We start from the raw sequence: 16,422 nt of genomic DNA, 5'->3' as shown, positions 1-16,422 counted from the left end.
CACGCGATGGACGCACGCCGATGGATCGGCCGGCACGCGGTCGCGCTGATGCTGGCCGCCGCCTGGGCCGCGCTGGCGGGCCTGCTCGCGCTCGGGCTGGAGCGCGCGGACCGCGATGCGCGCTTTCTCTACCTGGTGGAGACGCAGGTCTGCCATGTGCCCGGGGCGGGGGCACCGCCGCTGGCCTTGTCGGCCGCAAGCCGCATTGCCGACCCGCGGAAGGCCTCCCGCTGATGCGTTCGCTCGTCCGCTGGCGCCCCACCCTTCTTCTCGCCGCCGCGGCCGTGCCGGGCCTCGCGTTTGCCCACTCCTTCGGCGTGCAGTACACGCTGCCGGTGCCGTTCTGGATGTATGCCTATGGCGCGACCGCGGCGCTGGTGCTGTCGTTCGTGATCGTGGGGATCTTCGCGGCCGTGCCGCCCGCGCGGAGCGAGGCCTCGTCGAACGCGCGCCGCGTGGGCACGCATGCCTTCGTTCCGGCCTTCGTCGTGCAAGGCCTGCGCGCCCTGTCGCTGGGCCTGCTCGCGCTCACCATCGCCTGTGGCTTCCTGGGCACCGACAACCCGTTCCGCAACCTCAACATGACGCTGTTCTGGATCGTGTTCGTGCTGGGCCTGACCTATGCCACCGCGGTCGTCGGCGACCTGTTCGTGTTCTGCAACCCGTGGCACACGCTCTGCGAGCTGCTGCGCGCGCGTTGCGGCATGCGCTTCGGCGGACGCATCGCCTATCCCGCGTGGCTCGCCCACTACCCGGCGCTGGCGCTCTACATCGCCTTCATCTGGATCGAGCTGTTCGGCCACAGCACGCCGCGGCAACTGGCGCTGATGCTCACCGCCTACACGCTGCTGACCGTGGCGATGGCCTGGCTCTTCGGCAGCGCGGCCTGGTTCCGGCATGGCGAGTTCTTCGGGCTGTTCCTCTCGCTCGTGGGCCGCATGGCGCCGATCGCGTGGCGGCGCGCCGGCCGCCGCGGCGTCGCGCTGCGCTGGCGCCTGCCGCTGTCGGGGCTGCTCGAGCGCCATCCGACGCATGTGAGCCTGGTGCTGTTCATCCTGTTCATGCTCTCGTCGACCGCCTACGACGGCGCGCACGAGACCTGGCCCTGGAGCCGGCTGTTCTGGAAGACCCTCTATCCGCTGGTCGAGCCGGCCGTGAAGGCCCACAGCGCCCAGCCCTATGCGACCGCGGCCAGCCTGTTCCATGGCTGGCAATGGCTGGCGCTGTGCCTCTCGCCCTGGGCCTACCACGGCGTCTACCTGTTCTTCCTCGCGCTCACGCGGCGCGTGGCGGCCTCCGAGCTCTCCACGCGCGAGCTGGCCTGCCGCTTCGCGCTGACGCTGGTGCCGATCGCCTTCGTCTACCACGCGACCCACTACTACACGATGCTGTGGTCCCAGGGCGCGCAGTTGCTGCCGCTGCTGTCCGATCCGCTGGGCCGGGGCTGGAACCTGTTCGGCACCGCACGCGCCGCGATGCCGCCGCGCATCATCGATCTCAACATCGTCTGGCACACCCAGGTCGGGCTGATCCTGGCCGGGCATATCGCGAGCGTGGTGCTGGCCCATGCGGAAGCGCTGCGGATCTTCCGCCATACGGGCCGCGCGCTCGCGAGCCAGGTGCCGATGCTGCTGCTGATGGTCGCGCTGACGGCCGTGGGGCTGTGGATTCTTTCGCTGCCGCTGGCGGGATAGGCGCCGCGTCCTTCTTCATTCCCCTTGGAACCGCCATGAAATCCTCACTGGTCTACGCCTTCGGCGGCTTCGCCATCGTCGCGCTGATGGCGCTCGGCTATCTCGCGGCGCGGCCGTCGACCGATCCGGCCACGTCCGCCGCGACACCCGCGCGCACCGGCACGCAGTTCGAGGTGCGGATCGGCGCGGCCGCCGAGGCCGAGGGCACGCCGCTGCCGGTGCTGCCCGTCACGCGCGGCGACATCGTCTCGATCGCCGTGAGCTCGGCGCAGGCCGGCCAGTTGATGATCCACGGCTACATGCAGGAGATGGTGCCCGTGGCCGCGGGCCAGACCGCCACGCTGCGCCTCGCGGCGCTGCATGCCGGGCGCTATCCGCTGCACCTGCATGGCGACGACCAGAGCCACCGCGAAGTGGCCATTCTCGAGATTCGGCCATGACGCCACGGCGTGTTGGCATACTCGGCCCCCATGACGGTCGAAACGGTGGGCGGCGAGCGCCCCTATGTCATCGAAGTGCAGGGAGAGGAAGTCACCGTACAGGACACGATGGTGGCCGGCTTCACCTATCGCATCCAGCTCGAGTCGCAACTCGGCACCTCGGCGCGGGTGGTCCAGTGCTTCAAGGCCTGGACCCGGCTGCAGCGCGAAGGCGCCGCGAACCTGCAGGGACCGGAGCTGGAGCACGCGGCCGCCTGGCTCGAGGCGCATCGGCAGGCGCGCTGGCAGGCACGGCGCTTCTTCCTCGTGCCGAGCGCGAAGACCTTCGTGCTGCGGCTGCGCGAACAGCCCAAGCGCTGAGCGGGCCGGCGCCGGACTGGAGGGGGTGTTTGGTGCCGCTTGTCCGAATCGAACGGACGACCTTCCGCTTACAAGGCGGGTGCTCTACCAACTGAGCTAAAGCGGCCGAAAAGAAAAATCTGCAGCGGATTCTAGTGGCGTGCCCACCAGGGTCCGGAAGCGGGCGCGTCGTGCAGGCCTGGGCCGGTTACTTGACGCGCTTGAGCGAAGGCCGCGCGCCGCCGCCGGCCGGAGGGCGCGGCGGCTCGTCGGTCGGGTCGGCCTCGGGGCCATCGCCGATGTCGGTCACGTCGCTGCCCGCATCGTCGGCCGTCACCAGGTGCACGACCCGGTTGGCCTCGCTCTCGCCACCGCCGCGCGAGGCATCGCGCAGCGCCGAACGCACCGGGCTCGCCGGCGCCGGCACGCCCGTGGCGGCCGGCGAGTCGAGTCCCATGCCGGTATCGGCCGCGGGAGGCGGTGCGGGAAAGGCCATGCCCTGGCCGTTCTCGCGCGCATAGATCGCGATCACGCGGCCCACGGGCACGCTGATCTCGCGCGCCGTGCCCGCGAAACGGGCCTTGAACTCGATGAAGTCGTTGCCGAGCTTCAGCGAGCTGGTCGCGTCGAAACTGATGTTCAACACGATCTCGCCGTTCTTCACGTACTCGCGCGGCACCTGGACGGTGTCGTCGACCTGCACCGCGACATAGGGCGTGAACCCGTTGTCGGTGCACCATTCGTACAGCGCCCGGATGAGGTACGGGCGGGTGGAAGACGACTCGAGCGCGTTGATCATGAAGGACGGCGATGAAGCGAAGCGGAAACGGACCTGCGCGAGGATTACTTGCGCATGACCTTTTCGGAGGGCGTGAGTGCTTCGATGTAGGCCGGGCGCGAGAAGATGCGCTCGGCGTACTTCAGCAGCGGCGCGGCGTTCTTGCTGAGGTCGATGCCATAGTAGTCGAGGCGCCACAGCAACGGCGCAATGGCCACGTCGAGCATGGAGAAGTTGTCGCCCAGCATGTACTTGTTCTTGAGGAACACGGGCGCGAGCTGCGTGAGACGGTCGCGGATGTGCGAGCGTGCCTTTTCGAGCGCCTTCTCGTTGCCCTTGGCGGTGCGGTTCTCGAGCGTGGACACGTGCACGAACAGTTCCTTCTCGAAGTTGAGCAGGAACAGGCGCACGCGCGCGCGGTCGACCGGGTCGCCGGGCATCAGCTGCGGATGCGGGAAGCGCTCGTCGATGTACTCGTTGATGATGTTCGACTCGTACAGGATCAGGTCGCGCTCGACCAGGATCGGGACCTGGCCGTACGGGTTCATCACGCTGATGTCTTCAGGCTTGTTGTAGAGATCGACATCGCGGATCTCGAAGTCCATGCCCTTCTCGAACAGCACGAAGCGGCAGCGGTGGGAAAAGGGGCAGGTCGTACCTGAATACAGCACCATCATGGCGAAAGACTCCTAAAAATCAAAAAGAGTGGGTTGCGTTGGCAACCCACTCCACGGGACCGGCGCACTTGACGCTCCGGTCGGCAAGGATGGAACTACTTGACGTCTTTCCAATACGAGGCGTTCAGTCGCCACACGAAAATCACCGACATCGACAGGAACAGCAGCACCCAGACACCGATGCGGATGCGCGTGTTCTGCGCGGGCTCGGCCATCCACTGCATGTAGCTCACCAGGTCGCCCACGGCGGTGTCGAACTGCAGCGGGGTCATGGTGCCGGGCGTGACCTGTTCCCACTTGCCGGTGAACACATCGGCCTCGTGGCCATGCTGCTCGACCTTGGCGTGGATCGGACGGCGCTCGCCCTGGAGCTCCCACAGCGGATTGGGCATGGCCACGCTCGGGAATGCGAGGTTGTTCCAGCCGGTCGCCTTGGTGTCGTCGCGGTAGTAGGTGCGCAGGTAGGTGTAGAGGTAGTCCGCACCGGTGCCGCCGTGGCCGGCGCGCGAGCGTGCCACCAGCGTCAGGTCGGGCGGCGTGGTGCCGAACCATTCCTTGGCCTGGCGCGCATCGATGTTGGCCTTCATGGTCTCGCCGACCTTCTCGGTCGTGAACAGAAGGTTGTCCTTGATCTGCTGCTCGCTGATGCCGATGTCCTGCAGGCGGTTGAAGCGCATGAAGGCGGCCGAGTGGCAGTTGAGGCAGTAGTTGACGAACAGCTTGGCGCCGTTCTGCAGCGCGGCCACGTCGTTCGTCTTGTTCGGGGCCTTGTCCCAGGCGAGCCCGCCGGATTCGGCCGAAGCGGCTGTGGAGAAGGTCAGGCCAGAAGCCAGGCCGATGACCAGGCCCAGGGCCGCGAGCCAGCCGGAAATGCTTTTCTTCATCGTGTGTCTCTCGAGCTGTCTTGCGCTTTTCAGTGGGCGGCGAAGGTCACGCGGTCGGGCACGGTCTTGAACTCGCCCTTGCGGCTCCACCACGGCATCAGCAGGAAGAAACCGAAATAGAACAGCGTGCCGATCTGCGAGATGGTCTGCGCGATGTCGAGCGCGAACGAGCCGATCACGAGGTTGCCCCAAACGCCGGGCGGCTGGATGCCGAGGTAGCCCAGGATCAGGAAGAAGAAGACGAACACGCCGTACACGTACTTGTGCCAGCCCGGACGGTAGCGGATCGACTTGACTTCGCTGTGGTCGAGCCACGGCAGGAAGAACAGGATGATGACCGAGCCGCCCATCACGACCACGCCCCAGAACTTGGCGTCGAAGGTCTTGAGCAGGAAGATCGCCACGGCGGCCACGACGATGATCGCGACCTTGAGCGCCACGCCCGACTTGCCCTTGACGAAGTTCCAGATCGCGGCCGCGCCGATGATCAGCGCGAACACGTTGACCATGTCGTCGGTGGTCGCACGCAGCATCGAATAGAACGGCGTGAAGTACCAGACCGGTGCGATGTGGTTCGGCGTCTTCAGCGAATCGGCCGGGATGAAGTTGTTGTACTCCAGGAAATAGCCGCCGGCTTCGGGGGCGAAGAAGATCACCGCCGAGAAGATCGTGAGGAACACCACCACGCCGAAGATGTCGTGCACCGTGTAGTACGGGTGCGACGGGATGCCGTCGAGCGGATGGCCGTCGGGACCGCGCTTGGCCTTGATCTCGATGCCGTCGGGGTTGTTCGAACCCACTTCGTGCAGCGCGATCAGGTGGGCCACCACCAGGCCGAGCAGCACCAGCGGCACGGCGATCACGTGGAAGCTGAAGAAGCGGTTCAGCGTGGCGTCGCTCACCACGTAGTCGCCGCGGATCAGCAGGGCCAGGTCAGGACCGATGAACGGGATGGCGGCGAACAGGTTCACGATCACCTGGGCGCCCCAGTAGGACATCTGGCCCCAGGGCAGCAGGTAGCCCATGAAGGCTTCGGCCATCAGGCACAGGAAGATCGCGCAGCCGAACACCCAGATCAGCTCGCGCGGCTTGCGGTAGCTGCCGTACATGAGGCCGCGGAACATGTGCAGGTAGACCACCACGAAGAACGCGGAGGCCCCCGTCGAGTGGATGTAGCGGATCAGCCAGCCCCATGGCACGTCGCGCATGATGTACTCGACCGATGCGAACGCCTGGTTCGCGTCGGGCTTGTAGTGCATGACGAGGAAGATGCCGGTGACGATCTGGATCACGAGGACCAGCATCGCCAGCGAGCCGAAGATGTACCAGAAGTTGAAGTTCTTCGGCGCGTAGTACTTGCCCCACTGATCGTTCCAGAGCTTGGTCAGCGGGAAACGGTTGTCGACCCAGTTCAGCAGCTTGGCGCTGGCCGGGGCGTTGGGGGAGATTTCGTGGAATTCAGCCATGTTCTTCTTCTGCCTCAGGCCTTCTTGGAGTCTTCACCGATCAGGAGCTTGGTGTCCGACAGGTACATGTGCGGCGGCACAGGCAGGTTGTCGGGCGCGGGCTTGTTCTTGAAGACTCGGCCGGCCAGGTCGAACGTGGAACCGTGGCAAGGGCAGAGGAAGCCGCCTTCCCAGTCGTTGGGCAGCGAGGGCTGCGGGCCGGACTGCAGGCGGTCCACCGGCGAGCAGCCGAGGTGGGTGCAGATGCCGACCACGACCAGCACGTCGGGCTTGATCGAGCGGTGCTCGTTCTGGGCGTACTTGGGCGTGAATTCGTCGGGATGACGCTTGGACTGCGGGTCCGCGAGCTGCGCATCGAGCTTCGGCAGCTCGGCGATCTGCTCCGGGGAGCGCTTGAGGATCCAGACCGGCTTGCCGCGCCACTCGACGGTGACTTTCTCGCCGACCTTCAGGCCGGAGATGTCGACCTCGACGGCAGCGCCGGCGGCCTTGGCCTTTTCGGAGGGCTGGAACGTGCTGACAAAGGGAATCGCGGTGGCCACGCCTCCCACTGCACCGGCACAGCCGGACGCGATCAACCAGGTCCGCTTGCTTGTGTCGATCCGGGGGGAGCCGGCGGTCATGTCACTCATGGGGATCCTCTATCTTCTTCGCTGGAGCAGGGTCAACCGACGATTGTAGCGGGGCGCAACGTGCGAATTCAACGGTTGCAAGACCGCGCGGTCGCGCGAATGACGCTCCGATCCGACATCGGCGGGGCGCCGTCCGCGTGTCATCGACGCTCCGTCGATGGACGGAACGAGCGCGCGCGAAAGCGCCCGCGGCTTGGGACCGCGGGCGCTTCACGAGGGGAGATTCAGTTCAGCAGGCCGTGCTGCATCGCTTCGCGAACGGCTTGCGTGCGCGACTTGACCGCGAGCTTGCGGTAGATGCTCTTGGCGTGGAACTCGATCGTGTTGATCGAGAGGTAGAAGGCCTCGGCGATCTGGCGATTGCTCCAGCCCTGCGCGATCAGGTTCAGCACCTTGAGCTCGCTGACCGAGAGCACCGACTTCGGCGCCTCGGTTTCGGCGGCGGCCGACGGCACTTGCGTGCTGCTGCTGGCCGGCGCGCGGCGCGCGGTGCCGAACATGCGCTCGAGCACGCAGCGCGCGACGCGGGGGTCCATGGCCGCACCACCGCGCTCGAGCGAGCGCAGCAGGAAGACCAGTTCGGTGTCGAGTGCATCGGTGAGCAGGTAGCCCGCCACGCCGGCCGAGACCGCGGCGCGCACGCGCTGCGTATCGGGCAAGGCCGAGACGGCGATGCGCTCCATGTGCGGATGCGCCTCGCGCAGATGCAGGATCGTCGAGACGCCGCCATCCTCGGGCAGGTCCATGCCGACCAGCGCCAGCGAGCAGGAACTGCGCGCCAGGATCTCGCGGGCCTGGGCGCAGGAGCGGGCGACCAGCACGCGGGCCCTGGGCTCGAGCACCGACACCACGCTGCGCAGACGTTCGGTCACCTGAAGATCGTCATGGACGATCAGCACGCTCTGGAACTTCGAATTCCTCGCCATCACGCTGGCGTCGGTCTTTTCCAACAGAATTTCCACCTTGAGTCTCCCGGTGCGGCAACTGGGTTGCGGGTCTGAAAAAAGTTAACGTTGGTTTACGCAAACGCAGGATCGATGCCTGCGCAGGGCGCCGGAGCCGACAACCCGCGCCCAGGATGACTAAGCGGTTGATTTCATTGGTCTTTTTTGAGGCGAATTTGCTCGGACGCCCCCGGAACACGGTGGATTTCGGGCGTTTCGGAGGCCTCGTTACGGTCGACGTCACGCCTGTCGCTACGTAACATCAGATGCGTAACCTTTTTCACGGACCTGCCCCGCATCGGGTAACAAAGAAGAAACCGAGTGCAAACGGGTTGCGACCCACTTTCAATGCTGCTACTCTCGAATCGATTGCATAAAAATCTTTGAGAGGATCCCTTATGAAAACCAACCAACTGGTTGCAGCTGTCGCTCTGTCCGCCCTGGCGGTTTCGTCTGCGTTCGCTCAAGGCGCTCCTGCTGGCGGTACCAACGCTACCAGCGGCGCTCAAGGCGGCGGCTTCACCACCGAAGAGAAAATCGCCGCAGGCGCGGGCGCAGCGCTCTTCGTGGCTGCCGTCAGCGGTAACGGTGGCAATTCGGGCGGCGGCTTCGGCCTGATCCCCGGCACCGGCACCACCGGTACGACCGGCACCACGCGCTGATGCCGCGAGCCCTCCTTGACGGAGGGCACTCGCTGAAAGGTCCCCGCGTCGGTATCGCCACGCGACTTATAAAATGTTGCCTTTTGGCAACGTTTTTTTTGGGCGTTGGCGGTTGTTCTTCCGGTTCTTCAGCCATGCTGGATACGGCGCGGATGCTCTATCAGGGCCGCTCGTCCGCAGCGCAGCCCAATTTCAATCCCAACTTCGTTTATCTGAAGGCCGGCATCGAGGGCCGCACCATCTACATGGTGCTTGGCTACCTGGATCAGCGTCCCGAGGGAACCGTCGAGGTCTGGTACAGCGGTGGCGGCGAAGTGATTCGACTGCTGAACGGTCGAATCGTCGGAACCACCGGGCTGACGACAGACTGGCGCGCCGTGCGTACGGCCAACTGGCCTTCCTGGCCTGTCGCGGCGTCGAGCCCCGACAACACCTCCGTTCAACGCTATACGCGTGAACGCGATGTCATGCCCGGCTACAAGTTCGGCATCAACGACGACATCATGCGCATCGCCGTTCCAACACCCAGCGATACCGCCATTTCCGGGGTCGATGCAAGTTCGTTGCAATGGTACGAAGAGCGCGCGACGTCGCGCCCGGCCTCCGCCGCCCTTCCCGTGGCCCGGTTCGGCATCTCACGAAAATCGGGCACGCCTGTCGTTGTCTACTCCGAGCAGTGCATCTCCAACAATCTGTGTATGAGCTTCGAGCGGTGGACACCCCCCTCCCCGGCGACCGGTACCTCGGCGAGCGCCGGGACATGAGCTCGCTGGTTCGCCGCACTCGACACCCCCACTGGCCGCGACACGTAGCGGTGGCCTGCGCTCTCGTGGCCAGTTGCTCGGCCTGGGCGCAACAGGCCACCGCTCCCTCGCCGAGCAACAGCCAGAAAACGCTTTCCGACGCCGACGTGCGTCCTGGAGAGCGCTTCAGCGCATGGCTGCTGCGACAGCCGCCGGAAACCGCTTCCCCGGGGCTTTCGTGGCGCGTGCCCGAAGAGCGTCTGGCGCAGCAATTCCTGAAGAACACGCTGCTCGTTCGCCTCGAAGCCGAAACCCGGCGCGCTCCCCGCTCGGGCCAGCTCGAGCGACTGCAATTGATCACCTGGCTCCAGGGCCTGCCGGTCACCGGGCGAGTAGCGCTCGGCATCGTCGATCCGCGCTGGCTCGAGACCCATCCGGAAGAAGATCCGGTGCTGTCCGCCGGCCAGCAGTTGGTGCCCGGTCCGCGCGACCTCAAGACGATCGCGGTGCTGCGCCCCAATGGCGAACTCTGCCATGTGAAGCACGAGCCCGGGTATACCGCCTGGGACTATGTCAAGGTCTGCGATCTCCCCGCTGCAGATTGGGCCTGGGTCGCACAGCCCGACGGACGTACTGCGCGAGTAGGCGTAGCCCCGTGGAATGCGCAGCCGTCCGACGAACCGGCGCCGGGCGCGTGGATTTGGGCCGCGCCGCGCGAAATGCCGGACCTGGTGGCAGCCTCGGAAGGCATGATCAAGTTTCTGGCGACCCAAGGCCCGGCACCACAGTCGATCGATAGCGCTACGACAGGCGCGGCTCCGATCGCGACTGCGACTGCGACTGCGCAGCCAAGCGTCTCCACCGTGTCAGCTCCTACGAAGACCGACAGCCCGATGGCCTTCGGCCCCGTGCGATCGGTCCTCCCCGAGCCCACGCCTCGGCCCAAGGTTTTCAGAACCAGCACCAACGACTGGGGCGAAACCGGCCTTCTGCAAACGCCCTCGGCCCGCATGGGCGAGCTCGGTGACTTTCGGCTCTCCTTCTCGAACGTCTATCCCTATTCGCGGCTGAACTTCATGTTCCAGCCTTTGGACTGGCTGGAAGCCGGCTTCCGGTACAGCTCGATCAGCAATGTGGCGTACGGCGCCAGCACGACGGGCCAGTCAAACAAGGACAAAAGTATCGACTTCAAAGTCAGACTTGCCAAGGAGTCGGCCTACATTCCCGAACTCGCACTCGGTTTCCGCGACTTCGGTGGTACGGGTCTTTTCTCGTCCGAGTATCTGGTTGCCAATAAGCGCTACGGTGATTTCGACTTCAGCCTTGGCATCGGCTGGGGCTATATGGGTAGTAGCGGCAACATCAAGAACCCCTTGATCGCCGTCAGTGATCGATTCAGAACGCGACCTGGCGCCATTGCTGGCGGCGGGCAAACGAATTTCCGCACCTTCTTCCGCGGCCCTGCCGCCCTTTTTGGCGGCGTCGCGTGGCGCACGCCATGGGACCCGCTGACCCTCAAGCTCGAGTACGAGGGCAACGACTATCAGCACGAGCCTTCGGCGAACAATCAACGCCAGCGCACGCCGTTCAATGTCGGCCTCGAATATCGCTACGCGCCCGGGGTATCGTTCTCTCTCGGTTTCGAGCGTGGCGACAAGGTCATGCTCGGGGTGGCGCTATCGACCAACCTCGCCAAGCTGCAGACGCCCAAGGTCGCCGATGCACCGCTGCCGCGCTTCACGCCCACTGCACCCAGCACGCCACCTGGCTGGCCAACGACCGCAGCCGACATCGAGGCCCGTACCGAATGGACCGTGCAGCGCATTGCACCGCAGGGCGACAAGTTGCACGTCTGGATCACCGAGAGCCTGACCGTCTACCGCGAGGCGCGTGTCGAAACCATCATCGCGCTGCTGCATCGCGACGCCCCGGGGTCCATCAAGCACTTCGTGCTCCACTACCGCGAGCGCGGACTCGCGCTGCACGCGCAGGTCGTCAGCCGTGACGAATGGGTCAACGAGCACTACAAGGCGTTGACGCCGAGCGAGAAGCGCGCGATGAGCCAGCGCGACTACGCGCCTCCGATGGACAACAGCGAGGATCGGATGCGGCCGTTGCCGGCGATGGCCGCGACCGCCGCCAGCGCCGCGGTCAATGCACCGCAGGACGGTAAGTCCGACAGCGCCACAGCAACGGCGCAGACATCCACGACGGCGACAGCATCGCCCATGGCTCCTTGGGATCGCAAGCGCGAACGCTACGTGTTCGGCATCACGCCCAGCACGACCCAGATCGTGGGCGGCCCCGATGCCTTCCTGCTGTACCAGATCGGCATCCAGGCAACGCTCGAGTACCGTTTCACCGAGAGCACCTGGTTCAACGGTGCGCTCAACTGGCGCATGTTCGACAACTTCGACAAGTTCAGCTACACCGCGCCGAGCAATCTGCCGCGGGTACGGACCTTCCAGCGCGAATACGCCACGACGAAGCGCTTGACGATGCCGGTGTTCCAGCTCACGCACGTGGGCCGACTCGCGGAAGACCAGTACTACAGCGTCTACGGCGGCGCACTTGAGCCGATGTTCGCGGGCGTGGGCGCCGAATGGCTCTATCGCCCATCGCGCAGCCGGATCGCCTTCGGCATCGACGTCAACCATGTACGTCAGCGCGCATTCGAGCAGGACTTCGGCTTGCGCGATTACAAGGTCAATACAGGCCACGCAACGCTGTACTGGGACACGGGCTGGAACGGCGTGCGCGCCACCGTCAGCGTGGGGCAGTATCTCGCCGGCGACCGAGGCGTGACGCTCAATGTCAGCAAGAGCTTCGACAACGGCGTGGTCCTGGGTGCGTACGCGACGAAGACGAACGTTTCTTCCCGGGACTTCGGCGAAGGCAGCTTCGACAAAGGCATCTACGTCGCGGTGCCGTTCGACGCATTCCTGCCCAAGTCAAGCAAGTTCACGGCTGGCTTTGCATGGTCACCTCTCATCAGAGACGGTGGCGCGAAGCTGGGCCGCATCAACCCGCTCTACGACATGACGTCGATACGCGATCCGAAGGCCTTCTCGGTCGGTCCGCCGGAAAACAACGCACCTCGAGCGGGAGACAACATCCTGAACTTCGAACGCGCCAAGCCGTGAGGGGTACGCGCTCGAACGGGCCATCGTTCGAGCGCTGACGGCTCTGGTGAATCACGCCCTCGGACGGGCCCGATTCACTCGGCGGAGTTTGGAAGGGTCTTGCGGCCTCATTCAGGGCAGACATGACAATGCGGCGACGCTGCCGTCAATGCGGCAATCTCGGCCGCACGCCCTCGCAGAGGCGGCGTGGACGATCAAGGGATGTCCGGGCAGATCGAGAGCACTCTTGCCAGGCCCCGCCAGCGATACACCACCATGCTGTGCATGGCTCGCAGGGCGTTTCAGGAGGGCGTCGTCAGCCTTGAGCGCGAACACGAAGCACAGGGGTGCCCCGAGCGCTTGCGTTGCGAACCGCCATCACGGCAGGTGCAGAGAAAAGACTGCGTGCGCCCCGCTCCTCAAGCCGCAAGCACCACAGCCGATGTCTCCAACAAGCGCTTTTCGTCCTCGGTAGATTCGAGATCGAGCGAGAGGACGCGCAGCGGCATCTGATGCTGCTCGATGTGAACCCAGTCGACTACCTCCGAATGAGGCTGGTAGCCGGGCAACATCTGCGTCAGTGCGTGCTTGAGCGCCGGCACATCATTGCGATCCAGAGTCGCCCCCAGAATCGCGAACTGGCGCCAAAGCTCAGCTGCAGGTGGGCAAGGCTCGTGCGCCTTCATCACGCGCGGATGCAGGGTCTGCATCGCGGCGTCGCCGATCAGGAGTTCCTCGTAGAGCTTTTCACCTGGACGAAGGCCAGTAATGCGCAGCTCGATGTCTCCGTTGGGCGTTTGCTCATCCTTCACGGTGCGACCCGACAACTCCACCAAGCGGCGCGCCAAATCGATGATCCGCACCGGCTCGCCCATATCGAGCACGAACACGTCGCCTCCTTGCGCCATGGCGCCTGCTTGAATCACGAGCTGTGCCGCTTCGGGGATCGTCATGAAGTAGCGGGTGATGTCTGCGTGCGTCAGCGTAATCGGGCCGCCGGCCTCAATCTGACGACGGAACAGCGGCACCACGGAACCGCTCGATCCCAGCACATTGCCAAAGCGGACCATGGAAAAGCAAGTGCCTGACGCCTGCTGTGCCAGGCCCTGCAAGGCGAGTTCGGCCACTCGCTTGCTAGCGCCCATGATGTTGGTCGGCCGCACTGCCTTGTCGGTGCTGACCAGCACGAAACGACGTACCTGGCACTCCATGGCGATCTGTGCCGTCGTGAGCGTGCCCAACGCATTGTTGCGCACGCCTTCGACCGGGTTGTGCTCCACGAGCGGCACGTGTTTGTAGGCTGCTGCGTGATAGACCGTGTCAGGCTCCCAGGTGCGCATGATTTCACGCAGTCGGGCCGGGTCGCGTACCGAAGCCAACAGCGGAATCACCTGGGCACCGGTTGCCAGCGCCTCCAGTTCCTGATGAATCGCGTAGAGCGCGAACTCGCTCAGCTCCACGAGCAACAGCTTGGAGGGCGAGAGTTGAATGATCTGTCTGCACAACTCGCTGCCGATCGAACCGCCAGCTCCCGTGACCAGCACGACCTGGTTGCGGATGTGCTTGTGCAGCAGATCGTCGACCGGCGCCACCGGATCACGGCCCAGCAGGTCCTCGATATCGACCTCGAGCAGGTCCTGGACCTGTACACGGCCATTGGCCAGATCTGCCAGCGCAGGCAGCGTGCGAACGTGAAGATGCAGCGGCAGCAGGCCGTTCAGTATTTCCACTCGCCTTGCGCGGCTGGCGGTCGGCATGGCTAGAAGGACGTCGGTAATGCCAAGGATGCCGGCGTTTTCGCGCAGCCAACCGGGAGCCTGGATACGCACGCCGTTGAGCGTGCTTCCCTGCAGATGCTTGGCATCGTCGATGAAGGCCCGTACCACCATGTCGCGGCTTTGCGCCAGCGCGGCGGCCAATTGAAGCCCCGCGCCGCCCGCACCGTAGATCACGACCTGTGGCAACGACTTGCGGTCGACTGCACTCATGTACATGCCGCCGAGCCAGTAGCGCGTCACCATGCGCAAACCACCAATGCAAAGGAACAACAGCAGCGGGACCACCAAACCTACGGTGCGCGGAACGGTATTGACGCCGATCACCGAAAACAGGACCGCATAGGCCACGCCAAAGAGTGCGCAGGCCCTCATGATGGCCATGAGCGCTGGCGCTCCCGCGTAGCGGAAGATCGCGCGGTACAAGCCGAACACCGTGAAAAGAGGAAGCGCGAGCACGACCGCCATCACGGCAGCCCACCACTGCAGTCCGCTGGGGAACATCCACTGCTCGAACCGAAGGCTGAGAGCAAACCAGACGCACAGCACGCATAGCAAGGCATCCACGCACAGCGCCAGCAACCGCTTGGAAGGCCGCGGTAAGGCGAGCAGTTGCTCTGCCAGACGATTGATCACACTGAAACTCCTACCCGAACGCAAACCAAGCTGCCGACGTTTGATTGTGCCCAGGTTCCCCAAGCGTGATCCTTGCCGTCTTGCACTTGATTGTGAATGAAAGTGTCAAAAGCTACTCATTTGAGCCTCCCCAATTCATGGGAGGCGGGTGATGAATTCTTTAGTTATCGGATGTTGGCGGCCGCCCGAGCTTCACGGCAATCCGTAGCCAGTCAATTGCCATGCGGGGCTTGCGAGAAAATTGCTCGCTTCGAAAGCACAACTCCCGACCAAGGATTGCACGCTTCCGTCAGCCCTTCCATACCACAAAAGGACTAATACCTACAACTACATTGGGCGCACGGCAAGGAGGCGGCGAATACGCTGTGATGGCTTGGTCTGCTCGGCTTCCGATGCCACACCGCCCGCCCTCCCGCTCCCGAGTCACCGGCGCCGGACTGCCGGCAAGGCATTCAGGCCGAGGCTTCTGCCAGGACCTCTCCGATCACCGCGCACGTTTTCGCAATCTCATCTCCAGTCAAGGTCGGGTGCACCAAGAACATCAGGCTGGTCTCTCCGAGCTCCCTGGCCACCGACATGCGCTCCTTGGGGCGCCAGCCCGTTCCATCGAAGGCTGCTTCCAAGTACACCTCTGAGCACGAGCCTTGATAGCAAGGCACTCCGCGCGCCTGAATGGCTTCCGCGATGCGATCGCGCGTCCAGCCTGGCGCCAGCTGGTCCGGCTGTACGTAGATATAGGCCTTGTAGTGCGCATGAACAGCGCGTTCCGGCACGGCAGGGACACGCACCGCGGCGTGCGGGCGGGCGGCAGCCCAGATGGCTTCAGCGTTTCGAGTTCGCGTTGACTGCCAATCCGGCATGCGACGCAATTGGATGCGCCCGATGACAGCTTGTATTTCAAGCATTCGCCAATTGGTTCCGAAGCTTTCGTGAAGCCAACGAAAGCCCGGAGGGTGCTGCCTCTCGTACACCGCCTCGAAGCTCTTGCCGTGGTCCTTGAACTCCCACATCGCGCGCCACAAGGATTCGTCATTCGTTGTCACCATGCCTCCCTCCCCACCGGTGGTCATGATCTTGTCTTGGCAGAAGGACCACGCCCCTATGTGGCCAATGCTCCCGACCATCCGTCCCTCATAACGTGCCCCATGCGCCTGGGCGCAATCCTCGACCACCTTGAAGGCATGTTCCGACGCCAACGCCATGATCGGCTCCATGTCGCAGGGCCAACCGGCTAGGTGCACGCAGATCACGGCGCGCGTGCGCGATGTCAGCACGCGCGCAATGGTTTCCGCCGATAGATTGCCGCTATTCGCATCGACATCCGCGAACACAGGAGTAGCCCCAGCATTAACCACGCAAGATACGCTTGCGATGAACGTTCGAGGCGTAACAATCACCTCGTCCCCCGGCCCAATGCCCAATGCCTTGAGGGCGACGTCAAGTGCCAGTGTTCCATTGCTCAGCGCCACTGCATGAGAGGTGCCGGCCCATGCTGCGAATTCCTTTTCAAATTCACGGCATTCGGTTCCCGTCCAATAGTTAACCCTATTAGATAAAAGGGTCCGATGAAGGGCATCTGCCTCTTCAATTGTAAAACTTGGCCAAGAAGAGAAGGAAGTATTCAACACGA

Annotated in this window: 15 protein-coding genes and 1 tRNA gene; 7 read left to right on the top strand and 9 right to left on the bottom strand. The window is 64.3% G+C overall.

Annotated elements, in window-relative coordinates; all coding sequences use genetic code 11:
* The first annotated feature begins 6 nt into the window (after positions 1 to 6).
* Genes R0232_RS08120 through R0232_RS08105 form a run of 4 tightly spaced genes read left to right on the top strand, consistent with a single transcriptional unit; the run spans position 7 to position 2,494 of the window.
* Positions 7 to 234 (top strand): hypothetical protein, encoded by a 228-nt coding sequence (locus tag R0232_RS08120; RefSeq protein ID WP_431511795.1) that lies wholly within the window; start codon positions 7 to 9, stop codon positions 232 to 234.
* Positions 234 to 1,694 carry a hypothetical protein gene (locus tag R0232_RS08115; protein WP_431511794.1) on the top strand — a complete coding sequence of 487 codons (1,461 nt, stop codon included), beginning with the start codon at positions 234 to 236 and terminating at the stop codon, positions 1,692 to 1,694. The genes R0232_RS08120 and R0232_RS08115 overlap by 1 nt, the downstream gene beginning before the upstream one ends.
* Positions 1,695 to 1,729: 35 nt before the next feature.
* Complete coding sequence (locus R0232_RS08110) at positions 1,730 to 2,134, top strand: hypothetical protein (protein WP_431511793.1); 405 nt, start codon at positions 1,730 to 1,732, stop codon at positions 2,132 to 2,134.
* 30 nt (positions 2,135 to 2,164) lie between these two features.
* On the top strand, positions 2,165 to 2,494 hold the full coding sequence (locus tag R0232_RS08105) for a hypothetical protein (RefSeq protein WP_093351860.1): 330 nt from the start codon (positions 2,165 to 2,167) through the stop codon (positions 2,492 to 2,494).
* 30 nt (positions 2,495 to 2,524) lie between these two features.
* Here the strand turns inward: R0232_RS08105 and R0232_RS08100 are convergent.
* The 7 genes from R0232_RS08100 to R0232_RS08070 all read right to left on the bottom strand — a co-directional run bounded on the left by R0232_RS08100 (position 2,525) and on the right by R0232_RS08070 (position 7,860).
* A tRNA-Thr gene (locus tag R0232_RS08100) sits at positions 2,525 to 2,600 on the bottom strand.
* Positions 2,601 to 2,681: 81 nt separating this feature from the next.
* Complete coding sequence (locus tag R0232_RS08095; protein ID WP_208511607.1) at positions 2,682 to 3,272, bottom strand: ClpXP protease specificity-enhancing factor; 591 nt, start codon at positions 3,270 to 3,272, stop codon at positions 2,682 to 2,684.
* Between the two features lie 44 nt (positions 3,273 to 3,316).
* Positions 3,317 to 3,928 (bottom strand): glutathione S-transferase N-terminal domain-containing protein, encoded by a 612-nt coding sequence (locus R0232_RS08090; RefSeq protein WP_057596959.1) that lies wholly within the window; start codon positions 3,926 to 3,928, stop codon positions 3,317 to 3,319.
* A gap of 95 nt (positions 3,929 to 4,023) precedes the next feature.
* Positions 4,024 to 4,812, bottom strand: coding sequence for a cytochrome c1 (locus tag R0232_RS08085; protein WP_057596960.1), 789 nt, complete (start codon positions 4,810 to 4,812; stop codon positions 4,024 to 4,026).
* A 29-nt stretch (positions 4,813 to 4,841) separates the two neighbouring features.
* A complete protein-coding gene (locus tag R0232_RS08080; RefSeq protein ID WP_208511608.1) occupies positions 4,842 to 6,278 on the bottom strand; it encodes a cytochrome b in 1,437 nt (478 codons plus the stop codon).
* Positions 6,279 to 6,292: 14 nt separating this feature from the next.
* The gene (gene petA, locus R0232_RS08075; protein ID WP_093351864.1) at positions 6,293 to 6,910 is read right to left on the bottom strand and encodes a ubiquinol-cytochrome c reductase iron-sulfur subunit; all 618 of its coding nucleotides are present in this window, start codon (positions 6,908 to 6,910) and stop codon (positions 6,293 to 6,295) included.
* Positions 6,911 to 7,134: 224 nt separating this feature from the next.
* On the bottom strand, positions 7,135 to 7,860 hold the full coding sequence (locus tag R0232_RS08070) for a response regulator transcription factor (RefSeq protein WP_256222900.1): 726 nt from the start codon (positions 7,858 to 7,860) through the stop codon (positions 7,135 to 7,137).
* Between the two features lie 392 nt (positions 7,861 to 8,252).
* Between R0232_RS08070 and R0232_RS08065 the strand changes: the two genes are divergently transcribed.
* The 3 genes from R0232_RS08065 (at position 8,253) to R0232_RS08055 (ending at position 12,402) form a co-directional block, all read left to right on the top strand.
* Positions 8,253 to 8,516, top strand: coding sequence for a hypothetical protein (locus R0232_RS08065; RefSeq protein ID WP_431511792.1), 264 nt, complete (start codon positions 8,253 to 8,255; stop codon positions 8,514 to 8,516).
* Between the two features lie 134 nt (positions 8,517 to 8,650).
* A complete protein-coding gene (locus tag R0232_RS08060) occupies positions 8,651 to 9,280 on the top strand; it encodes a YjbF family lipoprotein (RefSeq protein WP_208511610.1) in 630 nt (209 codons plus the stop codon).
* Entirely contained in the window at positions 9,229 to 12,402 is a 3,174-nt protein-coding gene (locus R0232_RS08055; protein WP_431511791.1) for a YjbH domain-containing protein, read from the top strand. The genes R0232_RS08060 and R0232_RS08055 overlap by 52 nt, the downstream gene beginning before the upstream one ends.
* A gap of 398 nt (positions 12,403 to 12,800) precedes the next feature.
* Here the strand turns inward: R0232_RS08055 and R0232_RS08050 are convergent, their stop codons facing one another.
* On the bottom strand, positions 12,801 to 14,792 hold the full coding sequence (locus tag R0232_RS08050) for a polysaccharide biosynthesis protein (protein ID WP_208511611.1): 1,992 nt from the start codon (positions 14,790 to 14,792) through the stop codon (positions 12,801 to 12,803).
* A 452-nt stretch (positions 14,793 to 15,244) separates the two neighbouring features.
* Positions 15,245 to 16,420 carry a DegT/DnrJ/EryC1/StrS family aminotransferase gene (locus R0232_RS08045; protein ID WP_431511790.1) on the bottom strand — a complete coding sequence of 392 codons (1,176 nt, stop codon included), beginning with the start codon at positions 16,418 to 16,420 and terminating at the stop codon, positions 15,245 to 15,247.
* Positions 16,421 to 16,422: the final 2 nt, after the last annotated feature.

The sequence above is a fragment of the Variovorax sp. DAIF25 genome (assembly GCF_050711835.1).
Lineage (GTDB): Bacteria > Pseudomonadota > Gammaproteobacteria > Burkholderiales > Burkholderiaceae_C > Variovorax.
The sequence above is the reverse complement of the archived record's forward strand: the minus strand, read 5'-3'. Positions and strand labels throughout refer to the sequence as shown.